This is a genomic window from Shigella sp. SIG3, assembly GCF_053555855.1.
Genome location: NZ_JBQZXE010000012.1, coordinates 36,686 through 56,581 on the forward strand (window position 1 = coordinate 36,686; position 19,896 = coordinate 56,581).

The following is a 19,896-nucleotide window of genomic DNA, read 5'->3' on the forward strand; positions in this document are numbered from 1 at the left end:
TTAACCCCCAAAATATCAAGAGGTTGAAAGATGGATTTTAATTTAAATGATGAGCAGGAACTGTTTGTCGCCGGTATCCGCGAACTGATGGCCAGCGAAAACTGGGAGGCCTATTTTGCCGAGTGCGACCGTGACAGCGTCTACCCGGAACGTTTTGTCAAAGCACTGGCGGATATGGGTATCGACAGTCTGCTGATCCCTGAAGAGCACGGTGGTCTGGACGCGGGGTTTGTTACTCTCGCCGCCGTGTGGATGGAGCTGGGACGTCTGGGGGCACCAACCTATGTACTGTACCAGCTGCCGGGCGGGTTCAATACCTTCCTGCGCGAAGGCACACAAGAGCAGATCGACAAGATTATGGCTTTCCGCGGCACCGGTAAGCAGATGTGGAACTCAGCGATTACCGAACCGGGCGCGGGCTCCGACGTGGGTAGCCTGAAAACGACTTATACCCGTAGAAATGGTAAGATTTATCTTAATGGTAGTAAGTGTTTTATTACCAGTAGCGCCTACACCCCGTACATCGTGGTGATGGCGCGCGACGGGGCTTCTCCGGACAAACCTGTCTACACCGAATGGTTTGTTGATATGAGCAAACCGGGCATCAAAGTGACCAAACTTGAGAAGCTCGGTCTGCGTATGGATAGCTGCTGTGAAATCACCTTTGACGATGTGGAACTGGACGAGAAAGACATGTTCGGTCGGGAAGGTAACGGCTTTAACCGCGTCAAAGAAGAGTTCGACCATGAACGTTTCCTGGTAGCCCTGACCAACTACGGTACGGCGATGTGCGCCTTTGAAGATGCGGCGCGCTACGCCAACCAGCGCGTGCAGTTTGGCGAGGCTATTGGTCGTTTCCAGTTGATTCAGGAAAAATTCGCCCACATGGCGATCAAATTAAACTCCATGAAAAACATGCTGTATGAAGCAGCGTGGAAAGCAGACAACGGCACCATCACCTCTGGCGATGCAGCGATGTGCAAATACTTCTGCGCCAATGCGGCATTTGAAGTGGTGGATAGCGCAATGCAGGTGCTGGGCGGTGTCGGGATTGCGGGCAACCACCGCATCAGCCGCTTCTGGCGTGACCTGCGTGTAGACCGCGTTTCCGGAGGATCTGACGAAATGCAGATCCTGACGCTGGGTCGTGCGGTGCTGAAGCAATACCGCTAAGTCCGTGCGCTGCCTGATGCGACGCTGACGCGTCTTATCAGGCCTACGGGAGCACGAATGTAAGCCGGATAAGGCGTTTACGCCGCATCCGGCAGTCATGCGCTACATAAATTTTTCAGGAGCTAATAATGGATCATCTACCCATGCCGAAATTCGGACCGCTGGCCGGATTGCGCGTTGTCTTCTCCGGTATCGAAATCGCCGGACCGTTTGCCGGACAAATGTTCGCAGAATGGGGCGCGGAAGTTATTTGGATCGAGAACGTCGCCTGGGCCGACACCATTCGCGTTCAACCGAACTACCCGCAGCTCTCCCGCCGCAATTTGCACGCGCTGTCGTTAAATATTTTCAAAGATGAAGGCCGCGAAGCGTTTCTGAAATTAATGGAAACCACCGATATCTTCATCGAAGCCAGTAAAGGTCCGGCCTTTGCCCGTCGTGGCATTACCGATGAAGTACTGTGGCAGCACAACCCGAAACTGGTTATCGCTCACCTGTCCGGTTTTGGTCAGTACGGCACCGAGGAGTACACCAATCTTCCGGCCTATAACACCATCGCCCAGGCCTTCAGTGGTTACCTGATTCAGAACGGTGATGTTGACCAGCCAATGCCTGCCTTCCCGTATACCGCCGATTACTTTTCTGGCCTGACCGCCACCACGGCGGCGCTGGCAGCACTGCATAAAGTGCGTGAAACCGGTAAAGGCGAAAGTATCGACATCGCCATGTATGAAGTGATGCTGCGTATGGGCCAGTACTTCATGATGGATTACTTCAACGGCGGCGAAATGTGCCCGCGCATGAGCAAAGGTAAAGATCCCTACTACGCCGGTTGCGGTCTGTATAAATGTGCCGACGGCTACATCGTGATGGAACTGGTGGGCATTACCCAAATTGAAGAGTGCTTTAAAGATATTGGCCTCGCACATCTACTCGGTACGCCGGAAATCCCGGAAGGCACTCAGCTTATCCACCGTATCGAATGCCCTTACGGCCCACTGGTAGAAGAAAAACTCGATGCCTGGCTGGCGGCACATACCATCGCAGAAGTTAAAGAACGCTTTGCCGAACTGAATATCGCCTGTGCCAAAGTACTGACCGTACCGGAACTGGAAAGCAATCCACAGTATGTTGCCCGTGAATCAATCACTCAGTGGCAAACGATGGATGGTCGCACCTGCAAAGGGCCGAACATCATGCCGAAATTCAAAAATAACCCCGGACAAATCTGGCGCGGAATGCCCTCACATGGCATGGACACGGCTGCCATTTTGAAAAATATCGGCTACAGCGAAAACGACATTCAGGAGTTGGTCAGCAAAGGTCTGGCCAAAGTTGAGGACTAAACGCGTGGCGTCAGTCGGCTTGCCTGACTAGCGCCCGCCCAATAACAAACGAACAAAAATGGATAGAGGTGCAATGGATATCATTGGCGGACAACATCTACGTCAAATGTGGGACGATCTGGCGGACGTTTACGGTCATAAAACGGCGCTGATTTGTGAATCCAGCGGCGGAGTCGTTAACCGGTATAGTTATCTTGAGTTAAATCAGGAGATTAACCGCACGGCAAACCTGTTTTATACGCTGGGGATTCGCAAAGGCAACAAGGTTGCACTACATCTCGACAACTGCCCGGAATTTATCTTTTGCTGGTTCGGGCTGGCAAAAATTGGCGCGATTATGGTGCCGATTAACGCCCGCCTGTTACGCGAGGAAAGCGAGTGGATCTTGCAAAATAGCCAGGCGTGCCTGCTGGTGACCAGTGCGCAATTTTATCCTATGTATCAACAGATTCAGCAGGAAGATGCCACTCAATTGCGGCACATTTGCCTGACAGATGTGGCACTTCCCGCTGATGATGGAGTGAGTTCATTTACTCAACTGAAAAATCAACAACCTGCCACCTTGTGCTATGCACCGCCGCTATCGACTGACGATACGGCGGAAATTCTCTTCACCTCCGGCACCACCTCCCGACCGAAAGGTGTGGTGATTACCCATTACAACCTGCGCTTCGCTGGATATTACTCCGCCTGGCAGTGTGCACTGCGTGACGATGACGTCTACATGACGGTAATGCCTGCGTTTCATATCGATTGCCAGTGTACTGCGGCGATGGCGGCGTTTTCTGCCGGGGCCACCTTTGTGCTGGTCGAGAAATACAGCGCCCGCGCCTTCTGGGGACAGGCGCAGAAGTACCGCGCCACCATTACCGAATGTATTCCGATGATGATCCGTACGTTGATGGTGCAGCCGCCTTCAGCGAACGATCGGCAACACCGCCTGCGGGAAGTGATGTTTTATCTCAACTTGTCGGAGCAGGAAAAAGACGCATTTTGTGAACGCTTCGGCGTTCGCTTGCTGACGTCTTATGGGATGACGGAAACCATTGTGGGCATTATCGGCGATCGCCCTAGCGATAAACGACGCTGGCCGTCGATTGGTCGGGCGGGGTTTTGCTACGAAGCGGAGATCCGCGACGATCACAATCGCCCGCTCCCGGCAGGTGAGATCGGTGAAATCTGTATTAAAGGCGTACCAGGGAAAACCATCTTCAAAGAGTATTTTCTCAACCCGAAAGCCACTGCGAAAGTGCTGGAAGCCGACGGCTGGCTACATACCGGCGATACCGGATACCGCGACGAAGAAGGCTTTTTTTATTTCGTCGATCGCCGCTGCAATATGATCAAACGCGGTGGCGAGAATGTCTCCTGCGTGGAGCTGGAAAATATCATCGCCACCCATCCGAAAATTCAGGACATCGTGGTTGTGGGTATTAAAGATTCGATTCGCGATGAAGCCATCAAAGCATTTGTGGTGCTGAATGAAGGTGAAACATTGAGCGAAGAGGAATTTTTTCGCTTCTGCGAACAAAATATGGCGAAATTTAAAGTGCCCTCTTATCTGGAGATCAGAAAAGATCTGCCACGTAATTGCTCGGGGAAAATAATTAGAAAGAATCTGAAATAAATGAAACGTCAGGGAACTACCCTGCCAGCTAATAATCACGCCCTAAAACAATATGCATTTTTTGCAGGGATGTTGTCGTCCCTAAAAAAGCAAAAATGGAGAAAAGGAATGAGTGAATCATTACATCTGACCCGCAATGGATCAATTCTGGAAATTACCCTTGATCGCCCAAAAGCGAATGCTATTGATGCAAAAACCAGCTTTGAAATGGGCGAAGTATTTCTAAATTTCCGTGACGATCCGCAATTACGTGTCGCCATTATTACCGGTGCCGGAGAGAAATTCTTTTCCGCGGGCTGGGATTTAAAAGCGGCAGCAGAAGGCGAAGCACCGGATGCTGACTTTGGCCCGGGTGGTTTTGCGGGATTAACCGAAATTTTCAATCTCGACAAACCAGTTATCGCAGCTGTGAACGGCTACGCCTTTGGCGGCGGTTTCGAACTGGCGCTGGCGGCAGATTTTATTGTTTGTGCCGATAACGCCAGCTTCGCCCTGCCGGAAGCCAAACTGGGCATCGTTCCTGACAGCGGCGGTGTGCTGCGTCTGCCGAAGATCCTGCCGCCTACCATCGTCAATGAAATGGTGATGACCGGCAGACGAATGGGCGCAGAAGAGGCGCTGCGTTGGGGGATAGTCAACCGCGTGGTTAGCCAGGCGGAACTGATGGATAACGCCCGCGAACTGGCTCAGCAGCTGGTTAACAGCGCCCCGCTGGCGATTGCGGCGCTGAAAGAGATCTACCGCACCACCAGCGAAATGCCGGTAGAAGAAGCGTATCGCTATATTCGCAGCGGCGTGTTGAAACACTATCCATCGGTTCTGCATTCGGAAGATGCCATTGAAGGGCCGCTGGCGTTTGCCGAGAAGCGCGATCCGGTGTGGAAAGGACGTTAACAACCGTGAGCTATTACGCCTTTGAGGGGTTAATTCCGGTGGTTCACCCGACGGCGTTTGTCCATCCCAGTGCCGTCTTGATTGGCGATGTGATTGTGGGAGCCGGTGTCTACATCGGCCCACTCGCCTCACTGCGTGGTGACTACGGGCGGTTGATCGTGCAAGCGGGAGCCAATATTCAGGATGGCTGCATTATGCATGGCTACTGCGACACTGACACCATCGTTGGGGAAAACGGCCATATCGGGCATGGAGCGATCCTGCATGGTTGTGTGATTGGTCGCGATGCATTGGTCGGGATGAACAGCGTAATTATGGATGGCGCGGTCATTGGCGAAGAGAGCATTGTTGCCGCAATGAGCTTTGTCAAAGCAGGCTTTAGTGGCGAGAAACGCCAGTTGTTGATGGGTACGCCAGCCCGCGCTGTACGCAGTGTTAGTGACGACGAGTTACACTGGAAACGGTTGAATACCAAAGAGTATCAGGATCTTGTCGGGCGCTGTCATGCATCGTTACATGAAACGCAGCCACTGAGGCAAATGGAGGAAAATCGCCCCCGTTTGCAGGGGACGACGGATGTGACGCCTAAACGGTGATCTTGCCGGATGCGACCTGGTTGCTGGATAAGATGCTACAACATCGTATCTGGCAAGCAGGACGCCCGGTATCAACGAGATAAAATTAACGACGCATACTCTTTGACAACATCATCTGCCACTTCTGCTCGCGGTTAAGTTCCGTGAGCGGAACGGCAGGAATACGCGGTGTCTTTCTTACGCCGACTAATTTTTCCCGACTGTTATTGCGCAGGCGCGCGTAAATTTGCTCATCGATATCGACCACTTTAACCAGTCGCTGACACTGGCATCCCCGCCCTTCCAGCTTATTAGGGATCATCTTAACTTCGCAGCTTATTTCTGTGACTTCCGACAGAATATAAGTCAGGGTATTAACCGCCTTGCTGTGTTCAATATCGAAATGAATAGAGATCTCTCTTGCTATCACCCACCGATTTTCAGCCATCATCCATTCGGCGATTAACAAGTAGAGTGGTTTTTCAACATATCCTTCACACATACGAACTCCAGTTTCACAAATTAAAAGTCTGGCTATGACTCGTTTTGAAGCAATTAAACAAGACCATATTAAAATTGTGGATATATCGATAGTATGCAACTTCACCGTCGATAAGTGTGAGCTAAATCCTGCTTATGTCATCAAAAATATCGATTCCCCAAAAGATTTACTTAATGGGCAAAAAAAAACGGTCCTCATCAGAGAACCGTATTAGTTATTCGATCAAATTAGCGGATGAAAAATATCCGCCACGACACGCTATTATTTGATCTGTGCGTGCATTTCCTGCACCGAAATTACTTTTTCAGTCGCATCGGCATTCAGCGCCATCGCGGTAGCGAAACCACCGTTCAGGGTGGTGTCATAATGCACTTTATATTGCAGCGCACTGCGACGGATCACGCGGGAGTCTTCAATCGCACGACGGCCTGAGGTGGTGTTGATGATGTAGGTATATTCGCCATTCTTGATACGGTCCTGAATGTGCGGACGGCCTTCATGCACCTTGTTTACCAGACGCGGATTGATACCCGCTTCGCCCAGCACAATCGCCGTGCCGTGGGTCGCATCCAGCTCGAAGCCCTGTTTCAGCAGTTTTGCCGCCAGGTCCACCACGCGTTCTTTATCGCCTTCGCGCACGGAAAGCAGCGCACGACCGTGTTTCTTCATGGTGGAGTTGCTGCCCAGCTGCGCTTTGGCGAACGCTTCAGCGAAGGTGCGGCCCACGCCCATGACTTCCCCGGTAGAGCGCATTTCTGGCCCTAACAGCGGGTCAACGCCTGGGAATTTATTGAACGGCAGCACCACTTCTTTCACCGAGTAGTACGGCGGAATAACTTCTTTGGTTACGCCCTGCTCAGCCAGCGATTTGCCAGCCATCACACGCGCCGCCACTTTTGCCAGCGGTACGCCGGTGGCTTTGGAGACGAACGGAACAGTACGCGCCGCACGCGGGTTTACTTCAATCAGGTAAACTTCGTTGTTTTTCACCGCAAACTGCACGTTCATCAGACCGCGCACCTGCAATTCGAAGGCCAGTTTCTGCACCTGCTGGCGCATCACATCCTGAATTTCCTGACTTAAGGTGTACGCTGGCAGCGAACATGCGGAGTCACCGGAGTGCACGCCCGCCTGCTCGATGTGCTCCATGATGCCGCCAATCAGCACCATTTCGCCGTCGCAGATGGCATCCACGTCAACTTCTACTGCGTCATCAAGGAAATGATCCAGCAACACTGGCGCATCGTTAGACACGCTAACCGCCGTCTGGAAGTAGCGACGCAGGTCAGCTTCGTCATAGACGATTTCCATCGCCCGACCGCCGAGAACGTAAGACGGACGCACCACCAGCGGGTAGCCAATCTCTTTTGCCTTCTCAACTGCCATTTCAATAGCAGTAACGGTGGCGTTCGCCGGTTGTTTCAGTTTCAGACGGTCAACCGCATGCTGGAAGCGTTCACGGTCTTCCGCACGGTCGATAGCATCCGGGCTGGTGCCGATAACCGGTACGCCAGCGGCTTCCAGTGCACGCGCCAGTTTCAGCGGGGTTTGACCGCCGTACTGAACGATAACGCCTTTCGGCTTCTCAATACGCACGATTTCCAGCACATCTTCCAGAGTTACCGGCTCGAAGTAGAGGCGATCGGAAGTGTCGTAGTCGGTAGAGACGGTTTCCGGGTTACAGTTAACCATAATGGTTTCGTAACCGTCTTCACGCAGCGCCAGCGAGGCGTGTACGCAGCAGTAGTCGAATTCGATACCCTGACCGATACGGTTTGGACCGCCGCCAAGCACCATGATTTTTTCACGGTCGGTAGACGGATTCGCTTCGCACTCTTCTTCATAAGTGGAGTACATGTAAGCGGTGTCGGTGGCAAACTCTGCCGCACAGGTATCCACGCGCTTGTAGACCGGGTGCAGGTCATATTGGTCACGCAGCTTACGGATTTCCGCTTCGCGTACGCCCGCCAGTTTTGCCAAGCGCGCATCGGCAAAGCCTTTGCGTTTCAGCTGGCGCAGGAATTCAGCGTTCAGGCCAGTGATGCCCACTTCCGCCACTTTCTCTTCCAGACGCACCAGTTCTTCAATCTGTACCAGGAACCAGCGGTCAATGTTAGTCAGGTTGAAGACGCCGTCCACAGACAGGCCCGCGCGGAAAGCATCGGCGATGTACCAGATACGCTCTGCGCCTGCGTCTTTCAGTTCGCGACGGATTTTGGTTAACGCTTCCGGGTCATCCAGGCTCACTTTCGGGTCGAAGCCAGTTGCGCCCACTTCCAGGCCGCGCAGCGCTTTTTGCAGGGATTCCTGCTGCGTGCGACCAATCGCCATCACTTCGCCAACCGATTTCATCTGAGTGGTCAGACGGTCGTTAGCACCGGCGAATTTTTCGAAGTTGAAGCGAGGAATTTTAGTAACCACATAGTCGATGGACGGCTCGAAGGAGGCCGGAGTACGTCCGCCAGTGATGTCGTTCATCAGTTCGTCTAGGGTGTAACCCACCGCCAGTTTCGCCGCCACTTTAGCAATCGGGAAACCGGTCGCTTTCGACGCCAGCGCCGAAGAACGGGACACGCGTGGGTTCATTTCGATAACAATCAGGCGACCGTTTTTCGGGTTCACCGCAAACTGGACATTGGAACCACCGGTTTCAACGCCGATTTCACGCAGCACCGCCATCGAGGCGTTACGCATGATTTGATATTCTTTGTCAGTCAGCGTTTGGGCTGGCGCGACAGTGATGGAGTCACCGGTGTGGATGCCCATCGCATCAAAGTTTTCGATAGAGCAGACGATGATGCAGTTGTCGTTTTTATCACGCACCACTTCCATCTCGTACTCTTTCCAGCCGATCAGCGACTCATCAATCAGCAACTCTTTGGTCGGAGAGAGATCCAGACCGCGGGCGCAAATTTCTTCAAACTCTTCACGGTTATAAGCGATACCGCCGCCGCTACCGCCCATGGTAAAGGATGGGCGAATAATGCACGGGAAGCCCACGTCAGCGGCAACAGCCAGCGCTTCTTCCATCGTGTGTGCGATACCGGAACGCGCGGTTTCCAGACCAATTTTCTTCATCGCTACGTCGAAACGACGGCGGTCTTCTGCTTTATCAATCGCATCGGCAGTGGCACCAATCATGGTGACACCGAACTCTTCCAACACGCCCTGACGTTCCAGCTCCAGCGCGCAGTTCAGCGCCGTCTGACCGCCCATGGTTGGCAGCACCGCGTCCGGGCGCTCTTTTTCAATAATCTTGCGTACCACTTCCCAGTGAATCGGCTCGATGTAGGTCGCATCGGCCATTTCCGGGTCGGTCATGATGGTCGCCGGGTTGGAGTTCACCAGAATGACGCGGTAACCCTCTTCGCGCAGGGCTTTACATGCTTGCGCGCCAGAGTAGTCAAACTCACACGCCTGACCGATAACAATCGGGCCCGCACCCAGAATCAGGATACTTTTTATATCTGTACGTTTTGGCATGGCTCTTTTACTCCTGATTACTTAGCGGTTTTACGGTACTGCTCAATTAACTTGATAAAGTGGTCGAACAACGGCGCGGCGTCGTGTGGACCAGGGCTGGCTTCAGGGTGACCCTGGAAGCTGAACGCCGGTTTATCGATACGATGAATGCCCTGTAACGTACCGTCGAACAGGGATTTATGCGTGACACGCAGGTTTGCAGGTAATGTTGCTTCATCCACCGCAAAACCGTGGTTCTGGGCGGTGATCATCACCACGTTTTTCTCCACATCTTTAACCGGATGGTTGCCGCCGTGGTGACCAAATTTCATTTTGACAGTCTTCGCACCGCTCGCCAGCGCCAGCAGCTGATGACCGAGACAGATGCCGAATACCGGAATATCGGTTTCGAGGAACTTCTGGATGGCGGTAATGGCGTAATCGCACGGGGCCGGGTCGCCAGGACCGTTGGAGAGGAAGATGCCGTCTGGATTCATTTTCAGCACATCTTCCGCAGAAGTTTGCGCCGGAACGATGGTCAGGCGACAGCCTCTATCCACCAGCATCCGCAGGATGTTGCGCTTGGCACCAAAATCATAAGCCACGACGTGGAACGGCAGCTCGTCTTCTTTTTTCGCTTCTGGCAGGCCGCCGGTCAACGTCCAGCTCCCTTGTGTCCAGCTATAGGCTTCTGCGGTGGTCACTTCTTTTGCCAGATCCATGCCGTTCAGACCTGGGAACGCGCGGGCTTTTTCTAACGCCAGCGCCGCATCCGGGTTATCGCCTGCGATAATGCAGCCATTCTGTGCGCCTTTCTCGCGCAGTAAACGCGTCAGCTTACGGGTATCGATATCGGCAATCGCCACGATGTTATGGCGCTTCAGGTAAGAAGAGAGGTCTTCGGTATTACGGAAGTTGCTGGCAATCAGCGGCAGGTCGCGAATCACCAGACCTTGTGCATGTACCTGAGAAGATTCTTCATCGGCGTCATTAGTGCCGACATTGCCAATATGGGGATAAGTAAGAGTAACGATTTGACGAGAATAGGAAGGATCAGTGAGGATTTCTTGATAACCGGTCATTGAAGTATTGAAAACGACTTCCCCAACCGCCGAACCTGTTGCCCCTATGGCCCGACCGTGAAACTGGGTTCCGTCTTCCAGAACCAATAGCGCTGACTTAATCAAAACACCTCCATAGAATATTCACTCACTTTATTTGCATATTAATTCACAGTGATGACGTAAATCAATGCAAATCTGCTTACCGACGAATTTCTGGCAAACGGCGGCATTCTGGAGATATGGGCGCTAAAAGTCAACTTAATGGCAGGATTTTTTATATTATTTTGTGGCTCATGCATGTTTTACAGGCATTAAGCGACAAAAACATCATCTAACCTGTTCTGGAAAACGCTTGCGCAGCAAGAAGATTGCATGAAATAAAAACGAGCAGGAAAAAGTGGACCAAATGGTCAAAATTTACATTAAAACAACAAAAATAGAAGACGAAACATGTAATTTTTGGCAGTTATAGAAAATTTAAAAGCATAACACCAAAAATAAAAGGGCTAAAAATTAAAGCCCTTTATAATTAATAAATTAAATGTGTTACTTTTGCATCATAATAAACATTTTGTGGTTACAAATTATTGAGATCAAGCACATCTCGCATATCAAAAAGACCACTTTCCTTACCACTCAACCACAAAGCCGATCTTACCGCACCGTTAGCAAATGTCATGCGGCTGGACGCCTTATGGGTGATCTCCAGACGCTCGCCAATATCGGCAAACATCGCGGTATGTTCGCCAACGATGTCACCTGCACGCACGGTGGCAAAACCAATGGTACCAGGCACACGTTCACCGGTATGGCCTTCACGACTGTAGACCGCGCAATCTTTCAGATCTTTATCAAGGGCGTGGGCGATCGCCTCTCCCATTGCCAGTGCGGTGCCTGACGGCGCATCAACTTTATGTCTATGATGTGCTTCAATAATTTCGATATCGGTGTAGTCACCCATCACTTTGGCTGCTTTCTCCAGCAGCTTAAGCATGACGTTAACGCCAACGCTAAAATTGGCGGCAAAGACAATCGCAATATCGGCGGCGGCGTCACGAATTGCCTGTTTACCGGCTTCGTCAAACCCCGTAGTGCCGATCACCATCCCTTTGCCATGCTGCCGACAAAAAGCGAGATGGTTCAGCGTACCTTCCGGACGGGTAAAATCGATAAACACATCAAAATCATCTTTTATCGCATCAAGACTGCTTTGCACGGTAACGCCTGTTTTCCCTGCACCAGCCAGCTCACCGGCGTCGCTGCCCAGTAAAGAAGATCCTTCGCGCTCCAGCGCCGCGCCCAGCTGCACGCCTTCTAATGCCAGTGCCGCCTGAATCAACTGGCGGCCCATACGCCCCCCGGCTCCCGCGATGGCAACGCGGATGTTTGCATCATGCATAGCTATTCTCTTTTGTTAATTTGCATAGACCGTTTTCAGAGTAACCAGCGCATCGCTACGCCGCCAGCCAAAAACGCTGATAATTAGAAATTAATGATAAACAGGGAGGGATATCAGTGAAAGGCATGAGTCGATGAATGACTGCATGCCGATAACATGTGACAGGTTACGGCACCAGAGCCAGCACCTCAGCCACCCACTGTTGGAAGCCTTTTACATTCAGATCCAATGCCACCTGTACATTGGCTGGTTTGCCCAGGCAACCGTCGATATCAACCACCGTCGTGCCTGAGGTAAATTCGCCTTGAGTTTCTACCGCGACAAAACACGGCTTGAGGGTGAATAAGTCCGGGCGCACCAGCCAGGCGATGGCGCAGAGATCGTGCATTCGCAGACCGCTTTGCATACTGCCGCTACGGTAGTGGCTAAACAGGGCGTGGAGCATTTTTCCGGTGCGATTCAACTCCGGTAAAGTAGCGAGATAGTCAGGGGTTAATATTGCCTGATTGGTGACATCCAGACCGCACATGACAATTTCGATGCCGCTACGGAAGACACAGGCAGCCGCTTCTGGATCGGCAGCGATATTAAACTCGGCATTTGGTGTACAGTTGCCGCGACCAGCAGAACCGCCCATGATCACCAGACGACGAATATACGGTTTACATTCCGGGCATTGTAAAAGTAACAGCGCAATATTGGTTAACGGGCCGATGGCCACCAGGGTAACGGGCTCTGGTGCACGCATCAGGGCATCCCGAATCGCCAGAAACGCCGGTATCCCGAGTGGCTTTCGGTTGTGCTCAACAAAGTCGTAGCCAGCCATTCCCGATTCGCCGTGCACAGATGCTGCATCACGCGGTGCGCGTACCAGCGGCACAGCGGCTCCCTGGGCGAGCGGAATCTCCGCATTCCAGAAATGCAGCAGTTGCAGGGCATTGCGGGTAGTTTTCTCAACCGAGACATTACCCGCGACGGTGGTCATCAGTTGCAGGTCGAGTTCGGGGGCAAAAATCGCGGCGGCAATGGCGACGGCATCGTCAATGCCGGGGTCAGTATCGAGGAAGATAGGTAAACGCATGTTTTCTTCATAAAAAATGCCGGTAACAAGACCGGCATTTTCGCATAACTTAGGCTGCTAATGACTTAATCGACTTCACGAATATCGACACGCAGCTCTTTCGGCACTTCGAAAACAATATTTTCTTCACGGCCTTCCAGCGGAATGGCTTCACCACCACCCAACTGCTGCAAACGTGCCACCACATTCTGCACCAGAATATCCGGAGCCGATGCGCCCGCAGTCACGCCGACGCATTTAACCTCTTTCACCCACTCTTCCTGGATATCTTTCGCATCGTCAATCAAAAACGCGTGTTTGCCCATACGCTGGGCCAGCTCCGCCAGACGGTTGGAGTTGGAGGAGTTTTTCGAACCGACCACCAACACAACTTCCGCCTGTTCTGCCAGGGCGCGTACCGCTTCCTGACGGTTAGTCGTGGCGTAGCAGATGTCATCTTTGCGCGGACCGACAATTTTCGGGAAGCGTTTACGCAGCGCGTCGATCACATCAGACGTATCATCCACCGACAGCGTGGTTTGGGTCATAAAGGAGAGCTTCTCTTCGTTTTTGACCGTCAGTTTCCACACATCGTCTGGCGATTCGACCAGATACATTCCCCCTTCGGGGTTGCTGTACTGCCCCATCGTCCCTTCCACTTCCGGGTGCCCGGCGTGGCCGATGAGAATAGATTCTTCGCCACGGCGACTGGCGCGGGCAACTTCCATATGCACTTTGGTCACCAGCGGACAGGTGGCATCAAACACCGTCAAATCGCGGCTTTTCGCTTCGTTACGAACCGCCTGAGAAACACCGTGTGCGGAGAAAATCAGGATCGCGCCGTCCGGCACTTCGCTAATCTGCTCAATAAAGATAGCCCCACGCTCGCGCAAGCTATCGACCACGTAGCGGTTATGCACCACTTCGTGACGGACATATATCGGTGCGCCGTAAATGGCCAGCGCGTTTTCAACAATGCTGATAGCGCGGTCTACCCCGGCACAAAAACCACGCGGGTTGGCCAACAGGATCTGCATGTTACGCCTCCAGTGCCGGATCGATTTCCAGCACTTCAATATCAAAATGAACGGTCTGCCCGGCCAGCGGATGGTTGAAATCAACGGTAATGGAGTCGCCGTTAATTTCGCGGATCACACCAGGCATCTCACTGCCATCCATTGCGGTAAAAAGCATGATTGCGCCAATTTCTGGCTCGCCTGCATCCATAAATTCACGGCGGGAGAAGTACTGAATCAGGTCCGGTGACGGCACGCCAAACGCCGCATCTGGCTCCAGCGAGAAGGTGGTTTTGTCGCCCACTTTCAGCCCCAGCAGGTGTTGCTCCAGCCCTTCAGAAAGAGAAGCATCGCCCAGGCGGAACAGCGCCGGTTTACCGTTGTTGCGAGTAGACTCGGCGGTGGTGCCATCGTCGAGTTTTAGCGTGAAGTGCACCAGGACGGCGCTATTGCTCTGTACAGATTCAGACATGAAGGTTTGCTCTTATTTTTGAGGATTTTTGCCGGATGCGGCCTACGATTTCGTAGCAATCTGTAGGCCGCATCCGGCAGGGTTTATTATTGTTTTTTCGCTTTGGAAGGTAAAAACCCTTCCAGCACGATCAGTGCCGCACCGACACAAATGGCAGTATCGGCAAGGTTGAAGGTGGCGAAGTGCCAGTCGCCGACGTAGAAGTCGATCATATCGACAACGAAGCCGTGCCACAGGCGGTCGAACAGGTTGCCCAGCGCGCCGCCAATAATCAGCGCGTAAGCGATATTGTTTAGCTTCTGCGTGGCCTTCGAGCGATACATCATCACTGCCAGGAGCACGCTAATACCAATCGCAATACCGGCAAAGAACCAACGCTGCCAGCCGCCGCTATCGGCAAGGAAACTAAACGCCGCGCCATAGTTACGCGCATAATGCAGATTAAGCGACGGGAACAGCGGGACCGTATCCCCCAGAGCAAAGTTCTGGAGGATCAGGTATTTGCTGCCCAGATCGATAATCAGCACGACTACCACCAGCCACAGCCAGCGTAGCCCTGTTGAACAGATCGATTGACTCATCAGGCAAACTTACGTTTTTCACCGTCACCGGCGACGTTGCTGACACAGCGGCCGCAGATTTCTGCGTGTTCCGCCACCTTGCCGACATCCTGGGTGTAGTGCCAGCAGCGTGGGCACTTCTCACCTTCGGCTTTACTCAACGCGACTTTCAGCCCTTTGAGTACTTCGCTCTGCTGAGCATCAGCAGGTGCGTCGTTATAGTCTGCAACGGTAGCGCCGGAGGTCAACAGGACAAATCGTAATTCATCGCCCAGCGCGGTCAGTTTCGCCGCCAGTTCCGGTTCTGCATACAAGGTTACTGCCGCTTCCAGCGAGCCACCCACTTTCTTGTCGGCACGCGCTTGCTCAATGACTTTGTTCACTTCGCCACGCACTTTCAACAGCTCGTCCCAGAACGCATCGTTCATTGCTTCACTGTCTGCCAGACCAAACAGGCCTTCGTACCACTCACCGGTGAAGACGTATTTTTCACGTTCGCCCGGCAGATAGCCCCACACTTCATCAGCGGTGAAGGAGAGGATTGGTGCCATCCAGCGCACCAGCGCTTCAGCGATGTGATACAGCGCAGTCTGGCAGCTACGACGCGCCACGCTATCCGCTTTGGCGGTGTACTGACGGTCTTTGATGATGTCGAGGTAGAAGGAACCCATCTCAACGGAGCAGAAGCGCATCAGACGCTGTACCACTTCGTGGAAATCGTATGCTTCGTACGCCTTGAGGATGTCTTCCTGTGCCGCTTTCGCACAACCTACGGCCCAGCGATCCAGTACCACCATCTCTTCCGGTTTCACCATATCTTTTGCTGGATCAAAACCATTCAGGTTTGCCAGCAGGAAGCGCGCGGTGTTACGGATACGACGATAGCTATCGGCAGCACGTTTCAGGATCTCGTCAGAAACGGCCATTTCACCGGTGTAGTCGGTTGATGCCACCCACAGACGCAGAATATCCGCGCCCAGTTTGTTCATCACATCCTGCGGCGAAACGGTGTTGCCGATGGATTTAGACATCTTGCGACCCTGACCATCCACGGTAAAGCCGTGGGTCAGTACCTGACGATACGGCGCTTTGCCTTTCATCGCGGTGGAGATCATTAGGGAAGACATGAACCAACCACGGTGCTGGTCAGAACCTTCCAGATACATGTCCGCTGCGTGACCGGCAAATTCCGGACGCACGTCAACAACAGAAGAGTGGGTAGATCCGGAGTCAAACCATACGTCGAGAGTATCCGGCACTTTCACATACTGGTCAGCTTCGTCGCCGAGGATCTCTTTCGCATCGAGATCCCACCACGCCTGGATGCCGTCAACTTCAACGCGTTTAGCCACTTCTTCCATCAGTTCGAGGGTACGCGGATGCAGCTCTTCCGTGTCTTTGTGCACGAACAGTGACATCGGTACGCCCCAGGTGCGCTGACGGGAGATACACCAGTCAGGACGGTTAGCAACCATCGACTCGATACGCGCCTGGCCCCAGTCCGGGATCCACTGCACGCCTTTGATCTCTTTCAGTGACTGCGCACGCAGACCTTTCTGATCCATGCTGACGAACCACTGCGGTGTCGCGCGGAAGATGATCGGCGTTTTGTGACGCCAGCAGCACGGATAGCTGTGCTGCATTTTCTCAACGTGCAGCAGCGCGCCTTTTTCCTGCAGCAGCGCAACGACGATGTCGTTCGCTTTGAAGACGTTCACGCCATCCAGCGTCGGATAAGTGCCCGGCAGATAAGTGCCGTCCGGGCCAACCGGGTTAGCGGTTTCCAGGCCGTATTTCTGACCGATCACATAGTCGTCCGGGCCGTGGCCAGGCGCGGTGTGAACGGCACCGGTACCGGCATCCAGGGTAACGTGATCGCCGAGGATTGCCGGAACGTCGAAGCCCATAAACGGATGGGTAAAGCGCAGCAGCTCAAGCTCTGCACCTTTTACCGTGCCGAGAATGGTGTAATCGGTCACGCCGATACGCTGCATTACGCTTTCAACCAGATCTTTCGCCAGAATCGCGGCCTGACCGTCGATCTGCACCAGCGCATAGTCGAAATCAGGTGCAATAGAGATTGCGCGGTTCGCAGGCAAAGTCCACGGCGTAGTGGTCCAGATCACCAGCGAGATTGGGCCGTTAACGTTGCTTACGCCAAATTTCGCTTTCAGCGCATCCTGATCGACCGCCTGGAAAGCGACGTCAATGGACGGAGAAGTTTTGTCGTAATACTCAACTTCCGCTTCTGCCAGTGCAGAACGGCAGTCTACGCACCAGTGCACCGGCTTCGCGCCTTTGTGCAGGTGACCATTGCCGATGATTTTGCCCAGCGCGCGGATGATGTTGGCTTCAGTTTTGAAGTCCATAGTCAGATACGGGTGCGACCAGTCGCCCAGCACGCCCAGACGGATAAAGTCTTTGCGTTGACCGTCAACCTGGGTCGCCGCGTATTCGCGGCACTTGGCGCGGAACTCGGCGGCGGTGAATTTCTCACCCGGCTTACCGTATTCTTGCTCTACTTTCAGCTCGATCGGCAGACCGTGGCAGTCCCAGCCAGGCACATACGGCGAGTCATAACCGGAAAGCCCTTTGGACTTCACGATAATGTCTTTCAGAATCTTGTTAACCGAGTGACCAATATGAATGCTGCCATTCGCATAAGGAGGGCCATCATGCAGAATGAAGGTTTTTTTGCCTTTTTTAGCCGCACGGATGATGCCGTACAGATCATCATCAGTCCAACGCGCCAGCATTCCCGGTTCGCGCTTGGCGAGATCGCCACGCATCGGGAACCCTGTTTCCGGCAAATTCAGGGTTGATTTATAGTCACTCATCAGATTCTCGGTTCCGTGTTTCGGTTTGATTACATAACAGGCTTAAGCCGGTTTTGTTAGCCCAAAAAATTCGCGGGCGGTTAATTCATCACGCGCAATCTGCGCTTTCAGTTCGTCCAGCGACGCAAATCGCTGCTCATTGCGTATTTTTTTACGCAGCACTACTTGTATATGGCGACCGTAAAGGTCCATTGCAACATCTAACAAATGCACTTCCAGCTGCTGGCGAATACCGGCAACCGTTGGGCGTGTTCCGATGTTTGCCACGCCGGGTAACGGCTTTTCACCGAGGCCCAGCACTTCTACCGCATAAACCCCTTTCACCGGGGAAACCTGACGGCGTAGCGGTACATTCGCCGTCGGGAAACCTATAGTGCGCCCTAATTCATCACCGTGGACTACACGCCCGGAGATGGCAAACGGGTGCCCCAGTAAACTTTCTGCCAGAGCCAGATTGTCATCAGCCAGCGCCTGACGCACGGCGGTGCTGCTGATACGCACACCACCTTCGCAAAAAGTTTGCGTACTGGTGATATCGAAGCCGTATTCCATGCCAGCTTTCTGTAATAACAAGAAATCGCCTTCACGACCAGCGCCAAAGCGGAAATCATCACCTACGGCAAGAAATTTTACGCGCAAATGCTTCACCAAAAGATCGCTGATGAAATTTTGCGCGGTTAACGCCGCAAAACGCCTGTCGAAACGCACGCACAGCACGTAATCAACGCCACACTCTGCAAGGTAACGCAGTTTTTCCCGCAGCCGGGTCAGTCTTGCCGGGGCTTTATCGGTAGCAAACAGTTCCAGTGGTTGAGGTTCAAAAAGCATCACCATCACCGGTAAGTTGCGCTTGCGCCCTTCTTCCTGCAAGCCCTGTAACAGCGCGCGATGACCGCGATGCACGCCGTCGAAATTACCAATAGTCAGCACACACCCTTCTTGCGGGGCCTGGCTGAGATTATGTATGCCGCGTATCAGCTTCATGTCTGGCTCAAAACAGTGAAAATCGTCCGAGTATACCTTGTACAGCGGTCAAGGTTAACCGGCGATTGAGTACCGAAATCAGAAAGAAGTGGCTTTTCATTGCCATGGCGCAAATCACGGGAAGAAACTGACCGCCTGCTGCAATTTTTATCGCGGAAAAGCTGTATTCACACCCCGCAAGCTGGTAGAATCCTGCGCCATCACTACGTAACGAGTGCCGGCACATTAACGGCGCTTATTTGCACAAATCCATTGACAAAAGAAGGCTAAAAGGGCATATTCCTCGGCCTTTGAATTGTCCATATAGAACACATTTGGGAGTTGGACCTTGGCTAATATCAAATCAGCTAAGAAGCGCGCCATTCAGTCTGAAAAGGCTCGTAAGCACAACGCAAGCCGTCGCTCTATGATGCGTACTTTCATCAAGAAAGTATACGCAGCTATCGAAGCTGGCGACAAAGCTGCTGCACAGAAAGCATTTAACGAAATGCAACCGATCGTGGACCGTCAGGCTGCTAAAGGTCTGATCCACAAAAACAAAGCTGCACGTCATAAGGCTAACCTGACTGCACAGATCAACAAACTGGCTTAATCGCCAATTTGCTGAAGCTTTGTGAAAAAGCCCGCGCAAGCGGGTTTTTTTATGCCTGCTGCTTTTGTGATGCGTGAGAGAACACACTGCCGGTTGCCAGATAGTCAAAAGAGACATGCCGTTGTACTATCTGAACTCTTCGTGGCTTAAGAATCGTAGAACCATCGGCTGATACATTCTGAACAAGAATATCTACTCAATCTCCAGACTCCCCCACAAAGAATATGGATATTGTGATACACATTGAGGTATTAAACTTAAGACCACTCTATTTTTGAATTAAATTCCTATATACTTTAACCATTCATAAATATCTCCTCATTAGACCTTGTA

General features: G+C 52.6%; 17 protein-coding genes. 6 read left to right on the forward strand and 11 right to left on the reverse strand.

Annotated features, from left to right (window positions below):
* The first annotated feature begins 30 nt into the window (after positions 1-30).
* From caiA to caiE, 5 genes are all read left to right on the forward strand, one after another.
* Positions 31-1,173: a crotonobetainyl-CoA dehydrogenase gene (gene caiA / locus ACUU1I_RS04530; protein ID WP_000347117.1), complete on the forward strand. Its 1,143-nt coding sequence runs from the start codon at positions 31-33 to the stop codon at positions 1,171-1,173.
* Between the two features lie 128 nt (positions 1,174-1,301).
* Positions 1,302-2,519, forward strand: coding sequence for an L-carnitine CoA-transferase (caiB, locus tag ACUU1I_RS04535; RefSeq protein WP_000349932.1), 1,218 nt, complete (start codon positions 1,302-1,304; stop codon positions 2,517-2,519).
* Positions 2,520-2,592: 73 nt separating this feature from the next.
* Complete coding sequence (caiC, locus tag ACUU1I_RS04540) at positions 2,593-4,146, forward strand: crotonobetaine/carnitine-CoA ligase (RefSeq protein WP_005053636.1); 1,554 nt, start codon at positions 2,593-2,595, stop codon at positions 4,144-4,146.
* 108 nt (positions 4,147-4,254) lie between these two features.
* Positions 4,255-5,040, forward strand: coding sequence for a crotonobetainyl-CoA hydratase (gene caiD / locus ACUU1I_RS04545; protein ID WP_005053639.1), 786 nt, complete (start codon positions 4,255-4,257; stop codon positions 5,038-5,040).
* 5 nt (positions 5,041-5,045) lie between these two features.
* A complete protein-coding gene (gene caiE, locus ACUU1I_RS04550) occupies positions 5,046-5,636 on the forward strand; it encodes a carnitine operon protein CaiE (protein ID WP_000122884.1) in 591 nt (196 codons plus the stop codon).
* A gap of 85 nt (positions 5,637-5,721) precedes the next feature.
* Here caiE and caiF read toward each other — a convergent pair whose 3' ends face one another.
* The 11 genes from caiF to ACUU1I_RS04605 all read right to left on the reverse strand — a co-directional run bounded on the left by caiF (position 5,722) and on the right by ACUU1I_RS04605 (position 19,197).
* Positions 5,722-6,117, reverse strand: coding sequence for a carnitine metabolism transcriptional regulator CaiF (caiF, locus tag ACUU1I_RS04555; RefSeq protein WP_000333125.1), 396 nt, complete (start codon positions 6,115-6,117; stop codon positions 5,722-5,724).
* 261 nt (positions 6,118-6,378) lie between these two features.
* Positions 6,379-9,600 carry a carbamoyl-phosphate synthase large subunit gene (gene carB, locus ACUU1I_RS04560; RefSeq protein ID WP_001126371.1) on the reverse strand — a complete coding sequence of 1,074 codons (3,222 nt, stop codon included), beginning with the start codon at positions 9,598-9,600 and terminating at the stop codon, positions 6,379-6,381.
* 17 nt (positions 9,601-9,617) lie between these two features.
* Positions 9,618-10,766, reverse strand: coding sequence for a glutamine-hydrolyzing carbamoyl-phosphate synthase small subunit (carA, locus tag ACUU1I_RS04565; RefSeq protein WP_005086795.1), 1,149 nt, complete (start codon positions 10,764-10,766; stop codon positions 9,618-9,620).
* A gap of 454 nt (positions 10,767-11,220) precedes the next feature.
* A complete protein-coding gene (gene dapB, locus ACUU1I_RS04570; protein WP_000543585.1) occupies positions 11,221-12,042 on the reverse strand; it encodes a 4-hydroxy-tetrahydrodipicolinate reductase in 822 nt (273 codons plus the stop codon).
* Positions 12,043-12,208: 166 nt separating this feature from the next.
* Positions 12,209-13,123, reverse strand: a complete 915-nt coding sequence (gene rihC / locus ACUU1I_RS04575) for a ribonucleoside hydrolase RihC (RefSeq protein ID WP_001239124.1) — start codon at positions 13,121-13,123, stop codon at positions 12,209-12,211.
* Positions 13,124-13,188: 65 nt separating this feature from the next.
* The gene (ispH, locus tag ACUU1I_RS04580; RefSeq protein ID WP_001166389.1) at positions 13,189-14,139 is read right to left on the reverse strand and encodes a 4-hydroxy-3-methylbut-2-enyl diphosphate reductase; all 951 of its coding nucleotides are present in this window, start codon (positions 14,137-14,139) and stop codon (positions 13,189-13,191) included.
* Position 14,140: 1 nt separating this feature from the next.
* On the reverse strand, positions 14,141-14,590 hold the full coding sequence (fkpB, locus tag ACUU1I_RS04585; protein WP_000004655.1) for an FKBP-type peptidyl-prolyl cis-trans isomerase: 450 nt from the start codon (positions 14,588-14,590) through the stop codon (positions 14,141-14,143).
* A gap of 86 nt (positions 14,591-14,676) precedes the next feature.
* Entirely contained in the window at positions 14,677-15,171 is a 495-nt protein-coding gene (gene lspA, locus ACUU1I_RS04590; protein WP_000083382.1) for a signal peptidase II, read from the reverse strand.
* Entirely contained in the window at positions 15,171-17,987 is a 2,817-nt protein-coding gene (gene ileS / locus ACUU1I_RS04595; RefSeq protein ID WP_001286882.1) for an isoleucine--tRNA ligase, read from the reverse strand. The genes lspA and ileS overlap by 1 nt, the downstream gene beginning before the upstream one ends.
* A gap of 42 nt (positions 17,988-18,029) precedes the next feature.
* A complete protein-coding gene (gene ribF, locus ACUU1I_RS04600; RefSeq protein WP_000767329.1) occupies positions 18,030-18,971 on the reverse strand; it encodes a bifunctional riboflavin kinase/FAD synthetase in 942 nt (313 codons plus the stop codon).
* Positions 18,972-18,978: 7 nt separating this feature from the next.
* Complete coding sequence (locus tag ACUU1I_RS04605) at positions 18,979-19,197, reverse strand: DUF2575 family protein (RefSeq protein ID WP_001300728.1); 219 nt, start codon at positions 19,195-19,197, stop codon at positions 18,979-18,981.
* 102 nt (positions 19,198-19,299) lie between these two features.
* Here ACUU1I_RS04605 and rpsT point away from each other — a divergent pair, with 102 nt between their 5' ends.
* Positions 19,300-19,563: a 30S ribosomal protein S20 gene (rpsT, locus tag ACUU1I_RS04610; RefSeq protein WP_001274021.1), complete on the forward strand. Its 264-nt coding sequence runs from the start codon at positions 19,300-19,302 to the stop codon at positions 19,561-19,563.
* Positions 19,564-19,896: the final 333 nt, after the last annotated feature.